This is a genomic window from Bdellovibrio sp. GT3 (assembly GCF_037996765.1).
Lineage (GTDB): Bacteria > Bdellovibrionota > Bdellovibrionia > Bdellovibrionales > Bdellovibrionaceae > Bdellovibrio.
This window is the reverse complement of sequence record NZ_JBBNAD010000005.1, coordinates 360,881-383,653: the sequence shown is the minus strand read 5'-3', so window position 1 is coordinate 383,653 and position 22,773 is coordinate 360,881. Positions and strand designations below refer to the sequence as shown.

Here is a 22,773-nt window from a genome sequence, read left to right as displayed (position 1 = left end):
CGCTCCTGTATTATGATATTGGAGAGGATAATTCATGTTTGGAACTCGTCTTTCGCTAACCATTCTTTTAAGCGCGCCATCCGCTTTCGCGACGAACCTGAGCCCTGGGGTGGAGTTAAACCATTCAGTTTATTCCAATCAGTATCCAGCTGAACAACTTAAAGGACCCGTGAATAAAACCCAAAGAGAACATCAAGTGATCTCTCCTGGGCAGCGCGATGACTTGATCGATAAAGCCGGACTGGAAAAGTATTTTAAAGATAAAAGTCACTATGACAGAGACATGTTTGTTTTGCGCGCACAAAATTACAGTGCGAACGAACTCGCAAAAAAGTATCCGGATCTTTCCAAGAGGCAGCTAGTTAAGATTAAAAATCTAATCAAGGTGCAGCGCCAGTGAAGAATTTTATAATCGGAGTTGTCGTATTCCTATGCTTCTCATGCAAGTCTCACGCAGACATTCTTTTTTTGGATTTGAATGGAAATCCAAAGGAAATAGAGGCTGCAAAGGCTGCAGCGTCTCTTCGAGGGGAGAAAGTCATTGCCATACCTGAGGTGACAAAAGAAATCGCGGCAAACCAGATTGCACTCAAGGCAAAGACTGAAAAGGCGAATGAAGAGTATTTTCGTAAGGGTTGCTCCAAAAGAAATTCGGAATCGGCAGCATGTTCAAGTGCATCCAAATACCTAAATGAAGCCATGGCCAACGAGAATGAATTTCGTCAAAAGTATCAGCTTGATCGCGAGAAGCTCGACAAATTTCTTAAAGACTTAAAAAATAAGGACGTTCATCTTTCTTCCATGGTTGTTTCTGGTCATGACGGAAATGGCCAATTTGGAGGAATCTATGGAGATCTATCAGATAAAGACTTGGCGAGCGCATTTTCAAGTAATCCTCCTCTGGGCGATGGAATTCGCTCTCTGGCTTTATGGGGATGCTATACTGCAAACTTGAGTAGTCTTAGTATGTACTGGAAGAAGTCATTTCCTCAGGTCGAGGTTGTCGTGGGTTTTGATAAGAAAGGACCCCTTGGGAATAGCCCCGCGAATTGGGCTTTACTTAAGGACTTTCTGACTCAAGAAAAAAAGTTATCGGCGATCAAAGATGAAAACGAGTTACAGAAAGCACTTAAGCGCTTGGATGGCGTTAGAATTACCGATGCGGCTATTTGTGTAGGTGACAAGTTTTCCAATAAAAGTGTCACGATGGATCTTAAGAATGTTCAATCGATGTGTCAGGGTGCATACCTCAAAGATGCGAAGATATACACCTGCTATTTGAATGCAGAAACAGGATGTGAAAATCCTCCTGCCAATACTTCGAACAGCGAATTGCGACGTTTTTACGAGCAACTTCAGGATTATGCTCACTGTAAAGAGGTTCTGGAACCAGATCAGCAAGTCGGAATGCCTTCTGCTGATACAATGATTCGATTGATTCATTTTTCGAATATAAAGAATAATTTCGTTCAAAACTTTTCCCAGGAGATTTCAGAATATAACAAGCTGTTGGATAAAGTGGGGGCTCCACAAAGTTTACAGTGGGGTGATATTAAGAAATTGAGCCGAGGGGAAATTCTTTCGAAGCTCAATGCCACTGCGAGCTATCTTGATGATAAAGGTGATGTTGATACCGCATTAAATCCTGAGTTCAGCGCTTTAAAAAATTTTTTTCGCATGGGAATCCAACCCGTTCTTGGCGATCTGAATGTGCCATTTACCTGGGTTGAGTCGGGCGCGGGTCCTGGCGAAGGAATGAAGAATGGAATGTCCACGGCAACTCCGGCGAATGTTGCACGTCTTCGTAAAGATTATGAAAATGAAAGGGCGAATCGTTTATTACGCCAAAAGATAGAGGATGTATTGAAAAACAATCCTGCTACTAAATCACAAATGGAAGACATTGCCGTTCGAGAACGTCAGCTGCAAAAGCAAATGGAAGCGGGACCCAACTTTAGGGACATAATGGGACCGGCACAAAAAATTGATGAAGATAAATTGAGTATTCGGAACAGCAATTGGTCGGCGATTTCGCAAGAAATTGAAAAATATAGTCAGGATCTTAAATCTGAAAACTATGCCAGCGCTGAAGGTCAGGTGATCTTTAGCGCAAAGCTTGATGAGCTTATGAAGTCCTATGCCAAGGATGCGCGCTAAAAATAAAAAAGGGAATCCAAACGGATTCCCTTTTTGCTTTCATATGCAAATGAGCCCTGGAACTATTCCTCTTCCAGCTCACCTGGAGTCGGTAAAAGATCCATCAGACATTCTCTCCAGTATTCTGGAGCATCTTCACTGTAATCGACAGCGACGTGGAAACCTTTTTTGCCCAGCAATTTCGTTCTTTTGATAACGCCGGAAATTTCCAGGTTCATTTCATCCAGATGCATGAAGACGCGATCGCCAATCAACACATCCAGAGTCAGATTTTTTCTTAAAGCCGTGGGAATCAAGTCTTCTCTTTTAACCAGTAAAAGCAGACCTGATGATGAGGCCTCAACAATTTCGCAATTTTTTGCGATCTTTGCGAAATCATCCAACGACGTCATGTAAGAGACGTGAATTGGTGTGACTTCCTTGCGTGGAGCAACTCTTTTATTTGCAGCTGTGTTTCCCATTTTACCTACCTTGCTCTTAAGGAACTTGCATATGAGCTATTAAACTCTTCGGCAGGACCGGACCAAAGTTAAAGGTTCACGCAGAAAAATCCAAAGCTAAATTTTTCCTGGTGGAAACACACGCCAGCTCCCTCAGACGGGACTTGATGTTCAGAGTAATCAAGCAGAGTGAATGTCTCAAATTGGGATGCATTTTTCTGCCATTTTCCTACAGAAAAATCAGAAAGAACCGAGGGCTGTTTGAAGGGGCGCAGGGCCTTAAAGCACGCCTCTTTCGCAATCCACAGACTGGCAGGGCTCGGGGCCTGTTCGTACTCTCCAGGGCGTGATACGCGCTTTGCAACGACTTCTGAAACTCTCGTTGTGGATTCAATGTCGACACCAATAACGTGGGAGGAGACCGCTAAAACTCCCATCTCGCTGGTATGAGCAATACTGGAATGCAAAGGGGAGTTGGAGTTTAAAATAATCTGATCGCGATGTGCATGAATCAGTTTGCGGTGATCGGGATTTCTGCTGCCCCACTCGGTGTACGCAAAGACCAGCAAGTCGGGGCAATTCAGATGTGCTTTCAAGGACTCCAACAGCATTTTATCAATGAACATGTCAAAGTCCCTTCGGAATTTTACAGGGTGAATTCAGATGGCCACTGCACGGGCTTGCCGCTGGTGATATCCATCATACGATCCAAAGAAACTTTGGCTTCCAGGCGAAGTGCTTCTGGCAGATTCAGTTCCGGCTTCAACGTTTCAAGAGCGCGTTTGATTTTTTCCATGTTGTTCATCTTCATGTAAGGGCAGTCATTGCACTGACAGCCTTCATCGACAACGGGCGCTTGAATGAATGTGGCATCCGGACGACGTTTTTGCATCTGGTGGAAGATACCGGTTTCAGTCGCCACAATAAATTTCTTATGTGGTTGAGTGGAAACGGAATCCAGCAGGTGCTGTGTTGATCCGATCACATTGGCGTAAGCCAATACGGAATCATCGCACTCTGGATGCGCCAGAATCAATGCATCTGGATTTTCCTTGATAAGCGCCGCCAGGCGATTTGCATTGAACAAGACATGCACTTCGCAGGAGCCATTCCAGAATTCCATTTCGCGATTCAATTTCTTGGACAACCAACGGCCCAAGTGTTGATCCGGGCCAAACAGGATTTTGCGATCCTTAGGAATCGCTTCCACGATTTGCGCGGCATTGGAAGAGGTAATGATCACATCAGAGATGGATTTAACTTCAGCAGAAGAGTTAATGTACGTCACCGCGATACCATCGCGATGTTGTTGGCGCCAAGCCAGGTACTTGTCGTAAGGCGCGCCTTTAACCAATGAACATGAGGCTTCAAGTTCCGGAACCAACACTGTTTTAGTCGGGTTCATGATTTTCACGGACTCAGCCATGAAGACCACGCCAGCAAGCAGGATGACCTGCTCTTTCACTTCCTGACCTTTCTTGGCCAAAAAGAAACTGTCGCCCACGTAGTCGGCAACATCCTGGATCTCGCCATCTTCATAGTAGTGAGCCAGAACGACGGCGTTCTTTTCTTTTTTCAGTCTTTGAATTTCAGCAGCAACATCATAGTTCATCGTCACAACCTCACGTCATACTCACGCTTTGAACGTAAATTATACGCCCAAAAGGTGCCGTATCCTATAGCACAGCAGTGCCTAGGTCGTAAGGAAAATCTGAATATGAACTAGAGTGTAGTTCCGCCCTTAAGGACGTTGATAATGGACTTGGAAGCGGTTTTCAGAGATTCAAACACGCCTTTACCTTCGGAGGCACAGCCTTCGATTTCAGGGGCGTTGTAAGGGTTCAGGGCGCTTCTCATCTCAGCCAATGAAGCGACATTTGGAAGGTCGCGCTTGTTGTACTGCATGATCAATGGGATTTCGCGGATATCGTAGCCTTGTTGCTCAAGGTTCGTTTCCAGATTGCGAAGGGATTCCAAGTTTTCGTCCATACGCTCGATTTGCGAGTCAGCGACGAAAATAACGCCATCAAGACCTTTTAGAATCAGCTTTCTGGAAGCATCGTAAACAACCTGGCCCGGAACTGTGTAAAGATGGAAGCGGGTTTTAAAGCCGCGGATTTCTCCCACGTTCAATGGCAGGAAGTCAAAGAACAGAGTGCGCTCAATGTCCGTGTTCAATGCCACGAGCTTGGATTTTTGATCCTCAGCTGTTTTTTGGTAAACCCACTGAATATTTGTCGTTTTACCGCCCAATGAAGGACCGTAGTACACGACTTTGCAGTGAATTTCTTTGGCATTGTAGTTAATAAAGGACATTACAGCTCCACTCTATTTTGCAGGGCACGACCCATAGTTCTATCATCTATGAAATCGATGTCGCTGCCAATAGGAACTCCATGGGCAATGCGAGAAAGTTTCAATCCTTTGCCTTGAAGTTGCTTTGCTAGGTACAAAATCGTCGTATCACCCTCAAGATCTGCGTCCAATGCCAGGATGATCTCCTTAATCACGGGACTTTCACCACGAATTCCAGCGTCCACGCGCTCAATCAATTCATGGATTTTAAGCTCTTTCGGGCCAATGCCTTCCAGTGGAGAGATCGCCCCGTGCAAAACATGGTAGCGGCCGCGGAAAGCACCAGAGGATTCAATGCGCATAATATCGGAAGGTTCTTCCACGATGCACAGGGAATCATCCGCACGGTGAGCATCTTTGCAATAACGGCAAAGGTCTGCATCCGTAAAGTTGAAGCACTGAGGGCAGTCGTGAACTTCCGCGCGCACACGAAGAAGGGCTTCACTTAAGCGCTCTGGAAACTCAGTCTCGGATTTGAGAATGAAATAGGCCAAACGCTGAGCCGTCTTCGGCCCGATACCAGGCAGACGACTCATTTCGTGGACTAATTTTTCAAGAGCGGTGATGTGAAGCAAGAGATTCTCCGATTATCTGACTAGAACATACCTGGAATGTTCATACCGCCAGTGATTTTTTCCATTTCTTTAGCAGAAATATCACGGGCTTTTTTAACTGCTTCGTTAGTTGCAGAAGTGATCATGTCCTGAAGCATTTCAACGTCGCCGTCTTTCATAACATCAGCGCTGATTTTCAAAGAAGTGATCATGTGGTCGCCGTTAACTTTTACAGTTACAGCGCCGCCGCCAGTGCTTGCTTCGTATTCAGCTTTAGCAAGTTCTTCCTGGGCTTTTTTCATTTTCATTTGCATTTGATTGGCTTGCTTCATCAAAGCTGCCATTCCGCCGCCTAGGCCTTTCATAGGAACTCCTTATTTCTTTGGCGAAGTTTCGCCTTTAAGTTCTACGATGGATTTGATTTTGCCCTGGAATGCTTCCTGAGCTGCTTTCACCATCGGGTTTTCGGTAATCTTGGTGCGAATTTCATCTTCGGCCAACTGCACCTTTTTCTGTTGCAGAGCCTGAGCGGATTCGCCGACCTGATCACCCTTCATTAATACTTCAAAAGAATACCCAGCACCCCAGTACGAATCAATAAATCCTTGCAGCTTTTTACGCACAGAAGTGTCAGCCATTTGGTCCTTTAGGAATACCAATTTTGTCGGCACTCCCAGGGTCAAAAGCTTGCCTTCCTCTTTAACAAACAGAAGGTTTTCGATCTTTGCTGCAAACAGAGCGTCATCCTGGCGCAGAAGTTCTACAAAATGCATCCAACGCTCGGTCGGAGTGGCGCCCGTGGCAAGCTTCGGAGGTTCTGGTTTAGCCTCCTCCACCACTGGAGCCGGTGCTGGCGCAGCCGGTTTGTCAGCGGCCTTCTTTGCCGGGGCCTCGAATGTAGATTTCATTTTCTCCAAACCCGACGGAACTTCCGGAACGGTTTGGGATTCTTTCAGTCTTTGATGGCCTGGAGCGGTGGGAACTACCGGCGGAACGTAGGGCCTGGCACCACCTGCGCTGTGAGAGGCTTGGGGACCGTTGGCCAATAGGGTCTTCAGGTCGGAAAGCTTCGGCGCAGATGCCATGCGAAGTAAAATCACTTCAAGAACGATGCGAGGATCTTGAGCGCGGGGAATATCATTTCCACCTTTTAAGGCCATGTCGAAAAGCATGTGAATGTCTTCTTCTGACAGGCGTTGGGCAAGATCGTTCAAAGCCTGCAACTCAGTATCCGGCATTTCCAGAATTTGAGCGGCTTGAGACTCAGAAACCTTCACCAACAATAAATTGCGAATCATCTCAAGCAAATCTTGAGAGAACAAATGCGGTTCAAAACCCGCCTTGGAGATCTTTTCGATGACAGCCAAAACTGCTTGGGAGTTGCGCTCCACCAATGCAGTCAAAGTTTCAAACAACAAAGCGCGATCAGTCAGACCCAGAATTTCCACAACGTTCGTGCGGGTCAAAGGACCGTTTGCAAACGTGATGACCTGATCAAGCAAGCTTTGCGAGTCCCGCATGGAACCGTCACCTTGGCGTGCGATCACCCAAAGAGCTTCTTCTTCGGCTGGGACGCCTTCCTGGTCACAGATAAGTTTCAAACGCTCAGTGATTTGACGAGTGGTGATGCGGCGGAAATCAAAACGTTGGCAACGGGACAAAATCGTTTGTGGGATTTTGTGAACCTCAGTCGTCGCCATGATGAAGATCACGTGGCCTGGCGGCTCTTCCAAAGTTTTCAGAAGGGCGTTGAAGGCACTTGTCGACAACATGTGAACTTCGTCGATGATGTAGATTTTGTATTTACCGCTGGTGGGCATGAATGCCACGGTTTCGCGAAGCTCACGGATGGAATCAACACCGTTGTTGGAGGCTCCATCGATTTCCATAACGTCAACGCTGGAACCGATTGCGATCTCACGGCAGGAATCACACGTGTTGCACGGAACGAAATTCACTGCATTCGGGCAGCGCAAAGCTTTTGCCAGGATGCGAGCGGATGAAGTCTTACCGGTACCACGAGGACCTGTGAAAAGTAGAGCGTGAGGAAGGCGGTTGTTTTTAAGCGCGTTCGCCAGTGTTTGGGTAATATGATTCTGTCCGACTACGTCAGTGAAAGATTGGGGACGCCATTTGCGTGCAATCACCTGATAAGACAAAACATTCTCCGAACTGCTTAAAACAAAAAAGTGGCCGAGCACCCCATATCACATGGACCCTCGAGTGCCGTTGCTTCCTTCCGGACCTAGCGGAGTTCGTCAAGGGAGCCATTGCATGGGACCCGGCCATGGATTGGTCTATCCTACTGGGGGTTGGGTTACATTCGATAACTCGTCGTCCCACAGAGGAAATTTAGGATGGAGAGCAGGCTCGTTTCGACCCGGGCATCCTGCCCTTGCCGCTCCCGCCTTTGGCGGGGGGCCTTCCTGGCCCCGCGGAGGTCTGCACGAACCTGCTCTCCATCCTAAATTTCCTCTGTGGAAGTGAGTTCTTTGTAAAAACCAGTCGGAAGAGCTGCTCCATGGAGAGTTTGGGGGATGACTTTGTGCGTTGGGTGAACGGTTGTGTTGGGGAGCGGGGGTGTTATGGCTTTTTTGTTTTTGGGGGAGTGGGTAGGATTTTTGAATTGGAGGTTTTCTTATGAAAGCTGTTTTTGTGGTTTTGGTTACTTTGTTGGTTTCGGTTTCATTTGCTCAGTCTATTGGGGTTAAGGACATTCCGGCGGATGGGGATACTACTATTTCGGTTAAGAAGGGTTCTACGGCTGATAATAAGTTTGAAGTGACTGAGGGCGAGGACGAAATTCAAGGCGACGAAGCCACTATGATTAAAGATGCTCGTGTGAATTGGAAGAAGGCTTGTGCTGATTGGAAGAAGGAATTGAAAGAGCTTAACAAAGACAATCAGGTTCTTTCCATGAACTGTGGCAAAATGATTTGTGCAAAAGATGGTGTCGAGAACACTTGCACTTCCAAAGCGAAGTACAAATTAAAGATTCAAATTAAATAACTTGTTACTCGGCCGAATCGTACCAGAGTTCTTTTCGGTCAAAGGGTACGGAGTTTGGAAGATCGGGGTTTGAGATTTCAATCATCGTTCGGTCTTTCAAATCCAGTTCTCGAATGACTTTTGAATAGTGCTTGTCGAAGATTTTGCGATAAGCACCGGTTTTAATCATGAATCTTAATCCTTCTTCCACTCTGCGTGCCATCAGAAGGCCGTCTGGCGAATTGTGAAACCAGAAGTAGGTGGGTAGAGGATAGTACAGCAACAGATTTTTCTCGATCATCAAATTTGGATACTTGCCCTTGAATTGGCGATACTCCTCCAGGACTTCGACGACTCCACGAGGAAATATTTTGAACTTTCCGCCACTCAGGGATTTGAATAGATCGTTGTACTTGTCTTCAGTCAGAACGTTAAATCCTGCGTTCTTTAAAATCGAGATATCTCCCCAGCCAGTGCCTTGCCCAATTGAAAAAGTAAGCAGCTGTTTCAATGAGTTTACGTTGTTAAGCTCTTTTTGGGTTTTCTTTTCAATCAGGAAAACGCGATAGCCAATAAGGTTTTTGTCGATCGGAATTTTCACTGACGTCAGTTCCGATTCGTATACTTTGTTGGTTTCCCGAATCATCACAGTCAGCTTTGGACTGCTCTTTTTCATTTCAGCCAGTTGTTGATTCTCACTGAATACTTCAGAAGGCACAAAAGAGTAAGGTCCGAATTTCTTTGTGGTCAAATCCAATGCGGTTTTCAGAATTTCCCAATGGTATTTATACCGATGATCGCTGCTGGATTCGGGAGCATGATAAACAAATCGCATGTCTGCAAAGCTTTGGCTGCAGACGAGTAGTATTGCCGATGCTGAGATGATTCTTAGTAAATTCATAGTTAAGTCCGAATTCCCCTGGAGATACTGTCTTATTCCGGCTTATTCGTAAACTAATTTGTTTTTCGTTTTGTGGGAAGACGTTATTTGAACCTTAACAAGGTCCTCTGAAGAGAAGGGGGTACACAAATGCAACAATGATTTGCATATCAGTCCTCTGCCGCGACAATCAGTTATGGTCGATAGTAAGGGAGTAGCAAATAAACAAGTCTCTAGGAGGACACTATGACTACAACTAAATGGCAAATCGACCCGGCTCACTCAAGCGCAAACTTCTCCATCAAACACATGATGATCGCAAAAGTTCATGGTGGCTTTGAAAAACTCAGCGGAACTTTGGCTTTGGATTCTTCGGACATTACAAAATCAGTGATCGAAGCCTCCATCGAGTCAGCAAGTATCAATACGCGCGAAGCTCAGCGTGATGCCCACTTGAAGAGTGCGGACTTTTTCGACGTTGAAAAATATCCGACGATCACTTTTAAATCCACCAAAGTAGAGCGCTCTGGAGACGAAGAGCTAAAAGTGACCGGCGAACTTTCGATTCACGGTGTGACGAAAGAGGTTGTTCTTGAAGTTGAAGGGCCATCCGCCGAGCACACAGATCCTTGGGGTAATACTAAAATTGCCATTTCCGGCAAAACCAAAATCAAACGCAAAGACTTTGGCTTGAACTGGAATGCGGCCTTGGAAGCCGGTGGAGTTCTGGTCGGTGATGATGTGACGATTTCATTGGATATTCAATTCGCAAAAAATAAGTAGTTTTATTAGCAGGAAATTTTCTGAAAAGAACGACACCTGTTTGGTGCCGTTCTTTCAACTGTTAGTGAAGCGAACATAAGATCGCAAACCCCATCAAATAAGCTCTTAATTAGCTGGACCAATGTATTAGGTTGAGACGTAAATTTTTAAGTATTTACTTCAATCTGCTCAAATGATGTCATTATATCAGTACTTATCTTTGGAGTCGTTGGTTCGTTATTTAGGGGAATGAATGAGTATAATACAGGTGCTTGTAGGCTTCGGATTGGCTGCAATACTTGGCTTAGCAGTTGCTGAGATGGGAAATACATCTAGTAAACAAGCAGCCCAAGTTCGCGCATCTTTGTCGCGAGCGTCCCTTACTTCAACTTTACAATCTGTTATCTCTTCGAACGCCGTATGTTCGCAGTTAGTTAATAAAACGAATCCTTTCCAATTGGCACCAGCGATACCAGGCTCAATCCCAGGCCTAACAGGAAATAATATCGCCGTTTCGTTTAGATTGGACACGCTAAACACTGTTGCAGATGGCGTAAGTCTTAATAGCTACGGTTTAACTACCGAATGGATCCGTGCATTTGAGCCAACTGAAATACTTAATGCAGTTCCTGCTCCGCAGAGGCTGTATGTAACTGATTTGAAAATGAAGGTTCGTCAGAATGCGGGAAATACCAGAACTGTTGATTTAAAATTTACTGAAGTCGGTAAGGCCTATTTTGTGACCACAGGACCAATTGGTCCGGCAGCTAGAATTGCAAATTGCTTTGGTACGATCTATGGTAACTTTCTTTGTCCCAACGAAAACGATATTCAAACTATTCAGGGTGGTTCATGGACTTGTACTCCTGCAGGTACAACCGTGCGCAATGAGCTTGGCAAAGTTTGCCCAAGCGGAACAAATAACACTCAAATGATAAAAGGTGTCGGTGGTACCGGTGTAGGCTGTGAACAGATATACAAGATCACGAATGCCAATTGTGAGGGCGTAGGGGCTGTAACAGCAGATTCCCAGTGTTCTACAAGAGCATGCGGGCAGACTGTGAATAGCACAGTTGGTGGTGGTGGCTATGTTGACATCAATGTGCCAGGGCAATCAGGCGGCAATGTTTGTTTTCCTGATCAATCGGTGCCTGTTACCATAACAATTCCGGGCTCAGGAACCAGACCTGCGTCAGCTTCGACGTCAACAATTACAATTCCCGGTAGATGTGTTGGTGCAGGGGGCACGACCGGTTACTCGCAACGAATTCCTGTTCAGGGTAGTGGTGCATCTATTTCCACTCAAGTAGTGCGATATTTGCGATGTAATAACAATAATTGCGATTTGGCGTCTCCAGATAGATGTAATAACTCGCCGACTTTTTAATTCATGCAATTGAAAAGGTTAAAACCACTATCAATCGTTCTTTTTCTCTATGGCTTCATCTGCTATCTGGCCGTCGTCGTCAGGTCTGCACAAATACTGCGGTTTCCCTATACGATTGACTACGGGGAAGCGACGACGCTTTCCCAGGTAAAAACGTTATTTTCGGGTTTATTTCCATACTCCCGCGAGGCCGCGGAACATCTCAACTACTTTTCGTACACTCCTTTATTTCAATACATCACGTCGCTAATTGGGCAAGAACCTGAAGCTTGGTTGTTCACGGCTCGTCTTATAAATACGCTGGCTTTGGTTGGTGTCGGCTTGTTGCTTGCTAAAATAAACTGCGACTGGAAAGAGGACAAGGCAACGGCATGGGATTTTGCACTGCCATTTCTGCTTTGGTTTTCATGGTTTTCGGTTTCTAACTGGATGGCCATGGGGCGCGTCGATGGATTGGCATTATTTCTTCAAATACTGGGACTGTTCTTTTACCTGAAGGTGACAGAAAAGAGTTCTTTCAAAATTCTAAGTCTGGTGTGTTTTATACTGGCGTTCTTTACCAAGCAAAGTGCTGTGTGGATTCCGTTTACGTTGATGCTTTGGGAAACGGTCCGGTTCCAAAAGAAAGAGCTGGGCCGTTGGTCAATTTACTTTGCTGGCGTCATTGGGGGGCTTTTAATCCTGCACTATTTCAGTGGGGGATTCGTATGGGACCATCTGATTAAATCCAACCAAAACCAGTTCAAATTATTGAACCTGACTGAGATGCTGATGTCCAATATTGAGTTCCATTTAGGAGTTCTATTGGTGGCGGTATATGGGTTAGTTAAAATGGATTTGAAAAAAGCTGACGCGTTATTGTTATTGCTTTTGGCAAGTTCCCTGATTTGGGTTGTGGGTGCTGGGCGCGAGGGCAGTAGTTCAAATTTTCTGCTGGAGTTGTCCGTCGTTTTAACTTTATTGGTAGCCCGAGGAGAGACCTACTTAAACAAGTCACTGCTTAAATCCTCCATTGCTGCCGCCGTTGTTCTGATTACGTGTTGGCCAAATATGAAGGTGCGTTCCTATTTTATAAAGGACCCGGGACCTAATATATTCTGGGCTAATTACACAAATCAGGCTAAAGAAGAAACGGACGTTGTTTTAAAATATATTCGTGAAGCCAAAGGGTCTATCTGGTCAGAAAACCCGGCGCTGCCAATGTTTGCAGATAAAAACACTGAATTTTGGCCCTTTGAAATCGGGCAGTCCATCGCAAGGGGCGAATATTCAGAAGATCTTCTTTTGCAGCAGCTTAAAAGTAAAAGTATAGCATTGATCGTTCGCGAGTCCGCAGCTCACGTGGTCCCAGTGCAAAGACTCTCTAATAACGTTTTGGATCTTATCGAAACTCAGTACCACATTATTTATCAGAACGAATTCTACGTCGTATATGGGCCAAACCCATAACAATCATTCCTGACCACGCTAATACCGAAATAAAATACGAAACCCACATGAGTGGGGTGCGGCTGTAGTGAAGTTTTATAGTGCCTGATCCATTTAGAATCATACCTGCAGACGGCGAATCTTCAGGTAAAAGATCTTTCAAACCGTTGGCTTCGTACTTAAATCCTGGGAAGTATTGCAAGGAAACTAAAAGTGAGGTTTTGGTGTCTGGTGCGAAAAACTCATAATCTCCAGATGAAACTCGGGAAATCTTGTGAAGTTGATTCGCAGGGACGCGTCCGTCATCATTAACATCTGCAGTACAGCGATCCAGGAAATATTGTGAAGAGGGACGGGTGGAGTTGGTGTTCAAGGTGCGCACCATTCCCGTTGCTTTGTTTAGATACCGATCCAAGCTCACAGAATCGTAGGCGAGTTGTCCTGACTTTTCGCCAAGATCCTTAAGAATGGTATCATAGCAGGAAACCAAGTTACTTCGCGAATTCATGCCCTGCCAGAAGTGTTCGACGACTGTGTATTTGGGCGGCATGAAAACTTCCGTTGCGACGGATTGGTTTAAGAAGGATCTGAAGAAACAACTCATGATCTGACAGGTTTTGCCATGAAAAGGATCATCAAATCCATCTTCCATGACAGAAGGAGGACCTGTAAGGAAAAATAGAGCAGAAGAAGTCATTCTGTTTGCCGGTGCGCTTTCCCAGTAAAGACCTTTGGTGAAGAACGATCTCGATTGCATTCTGTGCAAGGTTATTTCAGATGCAAAGTCCACGCCCCTTGTGATCCCGAAAAAATAGGTGCGCCCAAAAGAAAAGTCATTCTGTTTTTCAGGGGTGATACTGACGACTTCAGGTTCATATTTATCAAATAAGTTATCTAACGTGAAGTGGCCGCCAAAATTCATAATCCAAGCGACCAAAAATACGCTCAGAATCAAGCCTTTACGCAAACGGGACAGTGGTTCGTTCAAAGCGAATGCTGTGGCAAATATGAACACCAAAAGAGAGACGAACAAAAGACGGTAATAATGAAAAGGTATGAACGCCAGATCGTACTTATCCGCTAATTTTGAAATACCTATTAAACTTACCAATATAAATGCGGAGAAGGATAGATAGTACGAATATGTTCTGCTTTTATAGAACAGAAATGAAAAACCAACGATCGACAGCCAGAAGCCAGTGCGTATAGGAATTGAATTGATGGTTATCAAATAGCTTCCATTTGCGATCATTGGTATCAGAAAAAAGGCAGTTAAACCCAAGGATGCTAATCCAACCGCAAAAAGTGTGCGGAAGTCCTTCTCAAAAATCTTCTTTATTGCATAGATAAGCACGATCACCAGTCCAAAGACGAAGTGACTAAGAATCGTAAGGGAAATCCAAAGTGCCGAGAGGTACTTGTTCTTTTTCTGGATTGAAAGAATTCCCAAAACCAGAAATCCGGCCGACAGAAACTGATTGGTGATTCCAGTCACGAATATGTCATGTAGAGTTAAACCCTGAAAATAGACCGTATAGGGTGTTTTGTAGAAATTCAGAAAATAGCCAAACTTCTTTTCGAAAGAGTAAATATTCAAATACAGTGGCCACGACGCAAAAATAACGAAGAATATTTTTGCGAACGCGTTTTCAAAACTTCTGCTCACTCTATAAAGGGAATAAATGAAGAAGGTGAATATTCCGAATACGAATGCGCTATAAAGAAGGCGTTCATTCAATGCGCCGAACAGAATCCATTCGTTGAATTTTATTGCACCTGCTAACAGGAAATCATGAAGAGGGGGATAGAATAGATTTTGAATTCCTCCCATAAAGTAGTGGTCATTGAAGCCGTGATAACCCACTTCCAACAGGTCTTTGCCACTGACGTATCTGCCGCCACCATCCAGTGTAAACAGGATGTCATGAGTATAAAGCGCTAAGAATGCACCAATGCAGTTTAGGAAGATCAACTTCTCCCAGTGACGTTTGATAAAATTTTTAAGTCCACTCAACTTTACGCACTCCACGGCCGATGGTTTCCAAAAAAATCTTTTCATTGGAATTCTCCACAGCCAGAACGTTCATTTTCTTGGAAAGACCGCAGCTTTTCATTGCAAAGACATGTTTCGGCGCTTGATCAGAACCTTGTTTGACGTTCCAGCTGCTTTTAAGAGTTTGCTTGAACGTCTTTCCGTCACCGGACTTCCAGGCTAGAGCTGCTTCACGGGCGTACTTTTTTTGCAACTGAAGCGAACTTGCATCCGGCAATTCCATTTCGCCTAAACTGACACCAGTTGTTTCAGACACAAAAAATGCAAGATCCAGGTTCCTAAGGAAAGAGCTATCTAATTTGTGATGGATGATTTCTGCATCGGGTTTTTTGGACAAATGATGCGCGCCTTGATGAAGGCACGGATAGAAATCCTGAAAGCCACCAAAAATACTTAGCGTATTTCTTTCAAGTGAATGGGCGGTATCTAGAATCTTCTCGTCATCCCATGATTGATTTAGAAACTCCAGGCATGTTTTTAAGACAGATATCAAATGTGCCGAGCTTCCCCCCAGTCCTGTTTGCGGAGCAAACTCTGAATAGGATTTAATGTGAATACCAGATTTTAGATTCATTATCTGATCCGCAAAATGATTCAGTACTGCAAGACAGATTCTGAATTCATCTTTGGCGATCAGGGCCAGCTCCGGAAGCTTGTCTATTTGTGCATGAGTTTTATAATCCTGTGTCTCAATAAAAATGTGTGGACTTTGGATTTTCTGAATTTCACAATGAGAGAAAGCATTAAATGATGCGTTGATGATTTCGGTTCCATGTTCGTTAGTAAAAAAAGGCAGATCTGTTCCGCCTCCAATTAAACCTATTCGATATGGTATACTCGTTTTAAATATCATTCAGGGAAATGCTACTTTGGGAACTTCAGAATTGGAAACAAAAACTTTGGTTCTCTTGGCGGGTGGAAAAGCATCTCGTCTAAACGATTTTTTGAATGCTCAGGGTCAGATCAAATGTCTGAGTCGGTTTGGCAATTTTATTTTTCTGGATTATCTGCTCAAACAAGCACAGCAATCAGGAATTCAACACGTAATTCTCTTGGCGGGACCGGATCGAGATTCCCTTATGGAATACGTCAGTGGGAAGAGCTATAGTATGAGATTCTCATTCCCCGAGGAGCCAATACGCCTTGGAACCGGTGGGGCTCTGGCTTTGATTGGGCCCTACCTGAAGGAAAGCAGTTTCATTCTTTCAAACGCGGACACATTTTTCGAGGAATGTCCTTTCCCGGCTCTGTCGAAACATCCCATTTCTGGTAAATCTATATTCTTGATGGGTAGGTCTGACGGCATCAAGATGCTTGAGTTGGTTTCCAAAGGTGAGGTGCAGAAATGGTCAGATCTGTACAACACCGAAGAGTATAAATATGTCGGAGTTGCGCTTTTAAATTCTGACATCATTTATGAATGGGAAAAATTGGGATTGCCTGCTGAATGTTCCTTTGAGAAGGATGTTTTCGGGAAAATCAGGGATGAGTCTGACTTTCTTCTGGGTTCGTTCGCAGAGATTGATTTTGGAACCCGTGAAGGTTATCTCCAACTGAAGGCTCATTTGGAAGGGGAGCTGGTATGAATGATTATCAGCTTTCCAGAAAAATGTATTTTGATGAGGCAATGGCGCGCACAGGATTTCAGTCTGACGAGCCATTGACTGCAAGCTACAAGATACCGGCCCAGCTATATACTCAGTTGCAGAATCACGTCAGCGAGTATTTGAGTATTTCAGCCGGTGTAACGGATTGGTCCGACATTGATAGTGGTCAGTTTCTGGGGGAAGTATTAAGGAAAGCCAAGAACCTGAGCACCTCAGGCATTGTTATCCCCAAATCATACTGTGACCAAAAGTTTACCCAAGTTCACAAACTGATCGCAGAAATTCTTACGCAGTCGAAAATTTCTAATGTTGTCGATTTCTGGATTTACCCATTCAACGTTCGTTTGAAGGGCATTGATAAAACGGCAAAATCCCTTAGTTATCCAACAGAGCTACCGCATTCAGAAACGTGGGTAGGGTGTTCAGCCCGCTCAGTGCTTTTGCATATTCCAGTTTTGGGGGATATGGAGGGCAATCGCCTGAAAGTATGGCGACCCAATAATGAAATGGGCAGCGAATGGATGAAACCACTTGGCAGCTATCACGATGCGAATGAATTAATAGCCAATAGCCAAGAGCTGCCGGTGACCAGCGCTCCTGGCACTATTCTGATGGTGGATTCGTCTCTTTTGCATGGCACGCATCGGACTGAAAACGCCGGGCTGCGGGTCTCAATTGATCTGAATTTAGTATTAAAGAGCTATCCGGAAGATGTTTTTCCGGATGGTTTCAATTTATTGGCCGATCGGCAAAAAGTTTCCAATCAGCATTTTTTTGAGATTGGAAAAACCTTGAGAGTGCAGTCCCCGGATGGTGAGGACGATATCTTCCTTCCAGTTGATGGAATGAGGCACCCTGCGAATATTAAAATCACAAAGATTTGATTCCATCGCGCAAAGAGACTTTGGCCGTCCAGCCAAGCTTTTTGATTTTGGAAGTATCGACGTATTTGTGCTGAGCGCCCGACAAACCGTTGTCTGAAAAGTTAAGTTTTCCAGTATATCCGACATGCAACTGAATGATGCGGGCCAGATTCTCGATGGTTGTTACTTCACCGCTCCCGACATTGATCACCGGTGGTGGGTTGATTGCCATCATGACTTGATAAGTGGCTTCGGCGAGATCTTCGACATGCAAAAAATCCCTTTGATTGGTACCGTTGCCCCAAATTTCCACTGAGGGAGAGTTGCTGTTTTTTGCCGTGGTCATTTTCTTTATCAATGAGGGAATGACATGTGAATGGTCTACAGAGGCTCTATGGCAGGGGCCATATACATTACTGGGAATGATTGATACAAAATTGGTTTTATGCTGCTTGTTCAGGGCTTCCGCCATAAATAAAGCATTTAGCTTCGCCACCGCAAAATACTGGCTGGATTCCTCGGGGGCACCACTTAGGATAGAATCCTCTGAATAGGGAAGGGTGGCATTCGTAGGGTAAATACACGCAGGGATGAAATGAATAATACGAGTGACACCAGTTTTTATTGCGGCACTAAATACGGATGCACTGATGATCGTGTTTTCCAGGGAAAAGTCTCCTGGCATTTGAATGTTTGCAGCAACGCCACCACATTTGCCGGCGGCATTGAGTATCAGATCGGGCTTGTGTTTCGCAAAATATGATTCAACCGCGTCTGAGTTCAGCAGATTAAGCTCTTTGGAAGATGGCATTGTTAAAGCGAATTGCCCACTGGCCCCAAGCTTTTTTGCTAAAGCACCTCCAATTAAACCTGATTCACCCAAGAGAATAACTTTTTTCATATTCATGGTTTATTTAGTGACTATCCAAGTGGCGAAAGCAACAATTAATACCTGTGAACAGATCGAAATTGATTGCTTTAATTATAATGGGTGCAGCGCTCCTGGTTTTTGCGGCGGGTGGTTTTCGCTTCGATTATTTAACGTCACAGAGCCAGGTTTGTGAGGTTCACAAAGCCCATTTTTCCGAAATGATCTGTTCAGAGAGCGGCTACAAAACGGATTGGCAGAGTATTGAAGGGCTGGTTCAAGTCAGAATACCCAAAGCCAATTCCAACGCAGAAGCATATCTTATAAAGAAAGAACTGACGGATGTATCCTGGGTTCAAAATCCTGGCTGGCTGGGTTTCAAATTCAATTGTATTCTGGATAGAGTTGTACTGGTTCAGAATAATCAGTGCAAGTTTCTGTAGCTACTGCTTTCGTGCAAAGACGAATCCCATTTCGGTGATTCGTTGCAGTTCATAATCGGCTTGGATCTGATCCAAAAAACCCGCAGGCAGCTTAAACTGAGTCCACGCGAGATTCTTGTCGGGATACTCCGTGAGAAGTAAGGTATCGAACACCTGGGTTAAGTCCGTCTTGCGCACCGAATGCATTTGATTCTCAAAGTACATATATTTGGTGGGATAGCCCAGCAGGGCGCAGATTCCAGGTTCATCGCAAAACACATTTTTAGCGCCGATACTTTCCAGGTGAGTTCTTGTTTTGGACAGAGCAATCTCAGGTTCTTGTCGCGAAGGTGGCCAAGAGCGATGATCCAGGAAGGTGAGCCTTCCGGCCAAGTTGCTATTCTCCGCAAATGCCATTCCTGTGAAAAGGGCCAGGCAAATCAAGGCCATCAATTTTTTAGAGGACATTTCCATTTGCATGACAACTCGTATGCCAAGGAATGCGATAATTCCCAGTGGAACACTCAGGGAGATAAAGTAGTTATAGTTTGAACCGGATCTACCCAGGCCCGTCAACGCCAGTATCAATGCAATACCAATCCACACAGGCAGTACACGTTTTGCCAGCTTATGATCCGAGAACTTCATTGCGATCAGGGCAAGAGCGAACAGAAAAAGATGAGCGGGCAAGTATCCTGAGATTAATTGGAGCAATCTGGAAAGGAAGAACTCCTGCTTACCAAGTTGCAGAATCGTGTGTTGCCAGTATGAGCCGCCAAATAAAGCAGTGACGATCAAGCCGATGCTTATGCTGACAACGGCTAAAACCGGAAGTGATTTCAGGAAGGTGCGACGGTTGTTTAAAGCCAAAAGAATGACTATCAGGATCGGGCCAGCAACGGCGTTTTGCTTGCATAAGAATGCACCTGCAAAACAAATCATCGAGATGGCGAGTGAACCGATCGACTTTCCATTGGATCTTAGGAAAATAAATATACCGAGAACTTCGAAGAGCGCGGCCAGCAGGTCGGCTCTTGCCAAGAGCGACCAGTCGTAAATTGCCGATTGATACAGAAGTAAAGTAGTTATCAGGGGTAGAAATTTCAGATTTACCAGCTGACCTTTAAACAATATGAGCCACGCAAGAACTGAGATGAGTAATATTGAAGTAACCGAGACGATTCTGCCGGAGGAAAGTGCAGTCGATGCATCGCTTGAAAGAGCGCTAATCAAGGCAAGGTGCAGAGCTGGATAACCGATGATCTCTCCTTCTTGAAATGATTCTGCGGAGTAAATATCGCGTGGGCTTGTGGCGCTTCTGTACTTGTCCACAAATGCCAAGGTTGTTCCCTCGGCATAATCGCGATTTAAGCCATACCTAACTTCCTTAACCGCAGTAAAGAGGTAGCTGCCAATGAAAATCAAAGGAATCAAGTAGTAAAAAATGAATTCATTGAGGGATGGCTTCTTCATTCTTTAAAGCTAGCATGATCAAAATGGCTATGGCAAAGTAGATGATATGCTTCTATCAGTAGTACTTACGAATTTAAATGAAGGCGCCACAATTCAAGAGTTCATTGCTCGCTGTGGATCTGCTTTGGATAAATTGAAACAGGATTTTGATATCGACGGAGAAATGATCTTTGTCGACGACCATTCCCGGGACTTTTCGCCAAATTTGATCAAAGAGTCTATAAAATCTGATAAGCGAATTCGGATCCTGCAGATGACCCGCCAAATGGGACGGGATATCTGTTTTTTTGCCGGACTGAAGGTTGCCAAGGGTGATCTGGTGGTTACGATGGATTCCGATCTTCAGGACCCACCCGAACTCTTTGCCGATTTGGTCAAGTTGTGGCAATCCACTGATGCTGACGTGGTGAATACCCATATGGTCGAACGTCACGGTGAGACTTTGTATAAAAGAATCATGCTGAAACTGTCCTATAGAATTCTGGCCGCTTCATATCCATTTAAGTATTCAATCGATTGTGGAAATTTTAAGCTTCTTACTCGTCGGGCTGTAAATGAGATTTTACGCTCTGGAGAGGTGGATCCGTATTTCCGTGCATACACTGATTGGGTTGGTTTGAAGCAGGCTTATTTGCCGTTTAAGCGACAGCCACGTTTTGCGGGTGAAACGAATTTTTCATTGGGTCGCACAAGAAGCTATCTTGAATTTTTCAGGGCATGGACTCACTTCTCGTACTTTCCATTGCATCTGCCCTTCTTCGTGGGCGTGATTTTTTTCATTGGTACTCTAATTGGTGTATGGTCGATGGCAGGTTCTTTTAACCAGAATACTTTGCTTTTGACGGTTGTGAGCTTTGGTTTCTCAGGGCTTTTCTTTATCGTATGGCTTTTTGGTTTTTATCTTCGTCAAGTACATACAGCCACTCGCAATAGGCCTCACTATATCGTTAATGAAGCCGTAAACCTGGATCATTAAGGAGACGGGGCTGCGAGCTTCCTGTAGATTGTATATCCTGGAAACTGTTCGTAAGGTGCAAGATTTTTTAGAGCGTTTGCATCGAATTGCAGATAAACTCCTGTCAAATCTTTGAATCGTCCTGCCACTTCGAATGGCGAATAGCCTCCGTCAAGACGGGCTACATAAAGCAGCGGCTTTGAATATGAAGTCTTCTGTGGTATTCGCAAAGCTTCGAATCTAAATAGTGTTTCGGGTTTTGTGTTCAATCCCAGAGTCCAGGAATAAAAGTCCCACCACGCCATAACTGGCACTGTCGTAAACATCGGCACCAGATGGTTGTGGCGGCTATCGATAATTGCGACATAGTCTTTGGGAGTAGTCTTTTGAATTCTTTCAGCGATATCCATTTCTATTCGCGAACTGATTGGATAGATTTCGGTCCACTCTTTGAGGGATGGCAAAATGCAGATAACGCAAATTACGGCCAGAAGCTTTTTTGATGGAAGTACTTCCACCAAAATTACGGCACACAAGAACATCATCAAGAGGGTGTTCTTGATGTTGTCATACTCGTTGATTTGCCATTGGAATAGCAAGTGGACCAGAGTTAAAGTGATGACGATCGAAAGTTCCAGGAACTTCTTCTTGTAGATCGCCAATCCGATTCCCAGAGTATAAACGACGCCACCGAACATCGGCCAAAATAAGAAGGGACTGATGAAGAACCTTTCAGAAGTCCAATTGGGTCGAAATATTGGGTATCCCGCAGTTGCTTCCCCCCAAAGGTAATGTTTGAAGGCTAGAATTATCGCCAAACTGCTGAAGGCCCATGCCACTGCTTCGATGGGAATAGATTTCTTTTTCTTAAAGATAAGGACGGAGAATACGGTGGCAGTTACTGCTGTGGAAAGCAGGGTGTGTGGGTGAGTAAGGCACATTATCAAAGTGATAAGACTCAGTTTCGTGAAAGTCAGGAATTTCTTTTTTCGGTCGGAGTTCCATCCCGAATTCAGGAAGTCACTAAATATACCATACACAATCAAAAGCAGTGAAAAGGTAAGAAGTAGACTGCGGTTGGGGCTAAAAGTATTAAGCCAAAGTTGCGGCTGAGTTCCTTCTCCGTTGGGCATACTGGCAAATAGAAAAAGCACCAGGACTGCGGCAATGGAATTTTTGTCGAAACCTCTTTTATTCAGGAACTTATAAACGCAATAAAGAAAGAATACGGTGAGCAAAACGGACGGGATAAGAAATGAAGTCTTAAATGGCAGTCCTAAGCGCAGTAGTAGTCCTGATGGAACATCTGCCCAGAATGGATAGTTGTTTCGCGTGTTATAAACGAACGGATTGTGGGTGTACCATTCAACTATGGACTGATAGTGAACTTTGGTGGCGTGGGCAAAATGAACGGGCCAATCAATGTAATTTGAAATACCTCGGGCCCATAGAATGTCGTCGTTCCAGTAAAGGGCTGTTGGCCAGTAAACGACGACAAGCAAAAATATAATGCAATATAATAACATGATTAATTATTGCACAAACTGCTGTTTATCCAAATAATAATTTTGGAGTAAAATC

Annotated in this window: 23 protein-coding genes and 1 other RNA gene; 10 read left to right on the top strand and 14 right to left on the bottom strand. The window is 44.6% G+C overall.

Features of this window, described 5'->3' with window-relative positions; genetic code table 11:
- The first annotated feature begins 34 nt into the window (after window positions 1-34).
- Together AAAA73_RS09240 and AAAA73_RS09235 are read left to right on the top strand one after the other, a co-directional pair.
- Window positions 35-400, top strand: coding sequence for a hypothetical protein (locus tag AAAA73_RS09240; RefSeq protein WP_340598016.1), 366 nt, complete (start codon window positions 35-37; stop codon window positions 398-400).
- 68 nt (window positions 401-468) lie between these two features.
- Complete coding sequence (locus tag AAAA73_RS09235; RefSeq protein ID WP_340598015.1) at window positions 469-2,157, top strand: hypothetical protein; 1,689 nt, start codon at window positions 469-471, stop codon at window positions 2,155-2,157.
- A 62-nt stretch (window positions 2,158-2,219) separates the two neighbouring features.
- Here AAAA73_RS09235 and AAAA73_RS09230 read toward each other — a convergent pair whose 3' ends face one another.
- The 8 genes from AAAA73_RS09230 to ffs form a co-directional block, all read right to left on the bottom strand.
- Complete coding sequence (locus AAAA73_RS09230) at window positions 2,220-2,618, bottom strand: hypothetical protein (protein WP_340598014.1); 399 nt, start codon at window positions 2,616-2,618, stop codon at window positions 2,220-2,222.
- 68 nt (window positions 2,619-2,686) lie between these two features.
- The gene (locus AAAA73_RS09225) at window positions 2,687-3,223 is read right to left on the bottom strand and encodes a 4'-phosphopantetheinyl transferase superfamily protein (RefSeq protein WP_340598013.1); all 537 of its coding nucleotides are present in this window, start codon (window positions 3,221-3,223) and stop codon (window positions 2,687-2,689) included.
- Window positions 3,224-3,243: 20 nt separating this feature from the next.
- Window positions 3,244-4,209: a quinolinate synthase NadA gene (nadA, locus tag AAAA73_RS09220; RefSeq protein ID WP_340598012.1), complete on the bottom strand. Its 966-nt coding sequence runs from the start codon at window positions 4,207-4,209 to the stop codon at window positions 3,244-3,246.
- A 110-nt stretch (window positions 4,210-4,319) separates the two neighbouring features.
- Complete coding sequence (mglA, locus tag AAAA73_RS09215) at window positions 4,320-4,913, bottom strand: GTPase MglA (RefSeq protein WP_340598011.1); 594 nt, start codon at window positions 4,911-4,913, stop codon at window positions 4,320-4,322.
- Window positions 4,913-5,527 (bottom strand): recombination mediator RecR, encoded by a 615-nt coding sequence (gene recR, locus AAAA73_RS09210; RefSeq protein WP_340598010.1) that lies wholly within the window; start codon window positions 5,525-5,527, stop codon window positions 4,913-4,915. The genes mglA and recR overlap by 1 nt, the downstream gene beginning before the upstream one ends.
- Window positions 5,528-5,547: 20 nt before the next feature.
- Window positions 5,548-5,871: a YbaB/EbfC family nucleoid-associated protein gene (locus AAAA73_RS09205; protein ID WP_340598009.1), complete on the bottom strand. Its 324-nt coding sequence runs from the start codon at window positions 5,869-5,871 to the stop codon at window positions 5,548-5,550.
- Between the two features lie 9 nt (window positions 5,872-5,880).
- Complete coding sequence (gene dnaX, locus AAAA73_RS09200; RefSeq protein WP_340598008.1) at window positions 5,881-7,665, bottom strand: DNA polymerase III subunit gamma/tau; 1,785 nt, start codon at window positions 7,663-7,665, stop codon at window positions 5,881-5,883.
- Between the two features lie 29 nt (window positions 7,666-7,694).
- Window positions 7,695-7,793: signal recognition particle sRNA small type (gene ffs, locus AAAA73_RS09195), an RNA gene on the bottom strand.
- 353 nt (window positions 7,794-8,146) lie between these two features.
- On the opposite strand from ffs, the gene AAAA73_RS09190 reads away from it, so the two are divergent.
- Window positions 8,147-8,515 carry a hypothetical protein gene (locus AAAA73_RS09190; RefSeq protein WP_340598007.1) on the top strand — a complete coding sequence of 123 codons (369 nt, stop codon included), beginning with the start codon at window positions 8,147-8,149 and terminating at the stop codon, window positions 8,513-8,515.
- Window positions 8,516-8,519: 4 nt separating this feature from the next.
- Here the strand turns inward: AAAA73_RS09190 and AAAA73_RS09185 are convergent, their stop codons facing one another.
- Window positions 8,520-9,395 (bottom strand): hypothetical protein, encoded by an 876-nt coding sequence (locus AAAA73_RS09185; protein WP_340598006.1) that lies wholly within the window; start codon window positions 9,393-9,395, stop codon window positions 8,520-8,522.
- Window positions 9,396-9,620: 225 nt separating this feature from the next.
- Here AAAA73_RS09185 and AAAA73_RS09180 point away from each other — a divergent pair, with 225 nt between their 5' ends.
- From AAAA73_RS09180 to AAAA73_RS09170, 3 genes are all read left to right on the top strand, one after another.
- Window positions 9,621-10,157 (top strand): YceI family protein, encoded by a 537-nt coding sequence (locus AAAA73_RS09180; protein ID WP_340598005.1) that lies wholly within the window; start codon window positions 9,621-9,623, stop codon window positions 10,155-10,157.
- 232 nt (window positions 10,158-10,389) lie between these two features.
- Complete coding sequence (locus tag AAAA73_RS09175) at window positions 10,390-11,523, top strand: hypothetical protein (protein ID WP_340598004.1); 1,134 nt, start codon at window positions 10,390-10,392, stop codon at window positions 11,521-11,523.
- Between the two features lie 3 nt (window positions 11,524-11,526).
- The gene (locus AAAA73_RS09170) at window positions 11,527-12,972 is read left to right on the top strand and encodes a hypothetical protein (protein ID WP_340598002.1); all 1,446 of its coding nucleotides are present in this window, start codon (window positions 11,527-11,529) and stop codon (window positions 12,970-12,972) included.
- On the opposite strand, the gene AAAA73_RS09165 is transcribed toward AAAA73_RS09170, so the two are convergent.
- Together AAAA73_RS09165 and AAAA73_RS09160 are read right to left on the bottom strand one after the other, a co-directional pair.
- Window positions 12,926-15,010: a hypothetical protein gene (locus tag AAAA73_RS09165; RefSeq protein ID WP_340598000.1), complete on the bottom strand. Its 2,085-nt coding sequence runs from the start codon at window positions 15,008-15,010 to the stop codon at window positions 12,926-12,928. The genes AAAA73_RS09170 and AAAA73_RS09165 overlap by 47 nt on opposite strands.
- Window positions 14,952-15,857 (bottom strand): GHMP family kinase ATP-binding protein, encoded by a 906-nt coding sequence (locus AAAA73_RS09160; RefSeq protein WP_340597998.1) that lies wholly within the window; start codon window positions 15,855-15,857, stop codon window positions 14,952-14,954. The genes AAAA73_RS09165 and AAAA73_RS09160 overlap by 59 nt, the downstream gene beginning before the upstream one ends.
- Between AAAA73_RS09160 and AAAA73_RS09155 the strand changes: the two genes are divergently transcribed.
- Window positions 15,763-16,590 (top strand): sugar phosphate nucleotidyltransferase, encoded by an 828-nt coding sequence (locus tag AAAA73_RS09155; protein ID WP_340597997.1) that lies wholly within the window; start codon window positions 15,763-15,765, stop codon window positions 16,588-16,590. The genes AAAA73_RS09160 and AAAA73_RS09155 overlap by 95 nt on opposite strands.
- On the top strand, window positions 16,587-17,495 hold the full coding sequence (locus AAAA73_RS09150) for a hypothetical protein (protein ID WP_340597995.1): 909 nt from the start codon (window positions 16,587-16,589) through the stop codon (window positions 17,493-17,495). Before AAAA73_RS09155 ends, AAAA73_RS09150 begins: the two co-directional genes overlap by 4 nt.
- On the opposite strand, the gene AAAA73_RS09145 is transcribed toward AAAA73_RS09150, so the two are convergent.
- Window positions 17,482-18,375 (bottom strand): NAD-dependent epimerase/dehydratase family protein, encoded by an 894-nt coding sequence (locus AAAA73_RS09145; RefSeq protein WP_340597993.1) that lies wholly within the window; start codon window positions 18,373-18,375, stop codon window positions 17,482-17,484. The two genes, AAAA73_RS09150 and AAAA73_RS09145, sit on opposite strands and share 14 nt — an antisense overlap.
- A gap of 53 nt (window positions 18,376-18,428) precedes the next feature.
- Between AAAA73_RS09145 and AAAA73_RS09140 the strand changes: the two genes are divergently transcribed.
- A complete protein-coding gene (locus AAAA73_RS09140) occupies window positions 18,429-18,785 on the top strand; it encodes a hypothetical protein (protein WP_340597992.1) in 357 nt (118 codons plus the stop codon).
- On the opposite strand, the gene AAAA73_RS09135 is transcribed toward AAAA73_RS09140, so the two are convergent.
- Window positions 18,786-20,237: a hypothetical protein gene (locus tag AAAA73_RS09135; protein ID WP_340597990.1), complete on the bottom strand. Its 1,452-nt coding sequence runs from the start codon at window positions 20,235-20,237 to the stop codon at window positions 18,786-18,788.
- A gap of 46 nt (window positions 20,238-20,283) precedes the next feature.
- Here AAAA73_RS09135 and AAAA73_RS09130 point away from each other — a divergent pair, with 46 nt between their 5' ends.
- Window positions 20,284-21,213 carry a glycosyltransferase gene (locus AAAA73_RS09130; protein ID WP_340597989.1) on the top strand — a complete coding sequence of 310 codons (930 nt, stop codon included), beginning with the start codon at window positions 20,284-20,286 and terminating at the stop codon, window positions 21,211-21,213.
- On the opposite strand, the gene AAAA73_RS09125 is transcribed toward AAAA73_RS09130, so the two are convergent.
- Window positions 21,210-22,718 (bottom strand): hypothetical protein, encoded by a 1,509-nt coding sequence (locus AAAA73_RS09125; protein ID WP_340597987.1) that lies wholly within the window; start codon window positions 22,716-22,718, stop codon window positions 21,210-21,212. The genes AAAA73_RS09130 and AAAA73_RS09125 overlap by 4 nt on opposite strands.
- Window positions 22,719-22,773 lie beyond the last annotated feature (55 nt).

Bases quoted from the DNA above. Each gene is read 5' to 3' on its own strand.
- AAAA73_RS09225 (WP_340598013.1), bottom strand. From the start codon at position 3,223: ATGTTCATTGATAAAATGCTGTTGGAGTCCTTGAAAGCACATCTGAAT.
- AAAA73_RS09175 (WP_340598004.1), top strand. From the start codon at position 10,390: ATGAGTATAATACAGGTGCTTGTAGGCTTCGGATTGGCTGCAATACTT.
- AAAA73_RS09155 (WP_340597997.1), top strand. From the start codon at position 15,763: ATGATTTCGGTTCCATGTTCGTTAGTAAAAAAAGGCAGATCTGTTCCG.
- AAAA73_RS09135 (WP_340597990.1), bottom strand. From the start codon at position 20,237: ATGAAGAAGCCATCCCTCAATGAATTCATTTTTTACTACTTGATTCCT.
- AAAA73_RS09180 (WP_340598005.1), top strand. From the start codon at position 9,621: ATGACTACAACTAAATGGCAAATCGACCCGGCTCACTCAAGCGCAAAC.
- mglA (WP_340598011.1), bottom strand. From the start codon at position 4,913: ATGTCCTTTATTAACTACAATGCCAAAGAAATTCACTGCAAAGTCGTG.
- AAAA73_RS09150 (WP_340597995.1), top strand. From the start codon at position 16,587: ATGAATGATTATCAGCTTTCCAGAAAAATGTATTTTGATGAGGCAATG.
- AAAA73_RS09230 (WP_340598014.1), bottom strand. From the start codon at position 2,618: ATGGGAAACACAGCTGCAAATAAAAGAGTTGCTCCACGCAAGGAAGTC.
- AAAA73_RS09240 (WP_340598016.1), top strand. From the start codon at position 35: ATGTTTGGAACTCGTCTTTCGCTAACCATTCTTTTAAGCGCGCCATCC.
- AAAA73_RS09160 (WP_340597998.1), bottom strand. From the start codon at position 15,857: ATGATATTTAAAACGAGTATACCATATCGAATAGGTTTAATTGGAGGC.
- AAAA73_RS09205 (WP_340598009.1), bottom strand. From the start codon at position 5,871: ATGAAAGGCCTAGGCGGCGGAATGGCAGCTTTGATGAAGCAAGCCAAT.
- nadA (WP_340598012.1), bottom strand. From the start codon at position 4,209: ATGAACTATGATGTTGCTGCTGAAATTCAAAGACTGAAAAAAGAAAAG.
- AAAA73_RS09190 (WP_340598007.1), top strand. From the start codon at position 8,147: ATGAAAGCTGTTTTTGTGGTTTTGGTTACTTTGTTGGTTTCGGTTTCA.
- AAAA73_RS09125 (WP_340597987.1), bottom strand. From the start codon at position 22,718: ATGTTATTATATTGCATTATATTTTTGCTTGTCGTCGTTTACTGGCCA.
- AAAA73_RS09170 (WP_340598002.1), top strand. From the start codon at position 11,527: ATGCAATTGAAAAGGTTAAAACCACTATCAATCGTTCTTTTTCTCTAT.
- AAAA73_RS09165 (WP_340598000.1), bottom strand. From the start codon at position 15,010: ATGAAAAGATTTTTTTGGAAACCATCGGCCGTGGAGTGCGTAAAGTTG.
- AAAA73_RS09145 (WP_340597993.1), bottom strand. From the start codon at position 18,375: ATGAAAAAAGTTATTCTCTTGGGTGAATCAGGTTTAATTGGAGGTGCT.
- AAAA73_RS09130 (WP_340597989.1), top strand. From the start codon at position 20,284: ATGCTTCTATCAGTAGTACTTACGAATTTAAATGAAGGCGCCACAATT.
- AAAA73_RS09185 (WP_340598006.1), bottom strand. From the start codon at position 9,395: ATGAATTTACTAAGAATCATCTCAGCATCGGCAATACTACTCGTCTGC.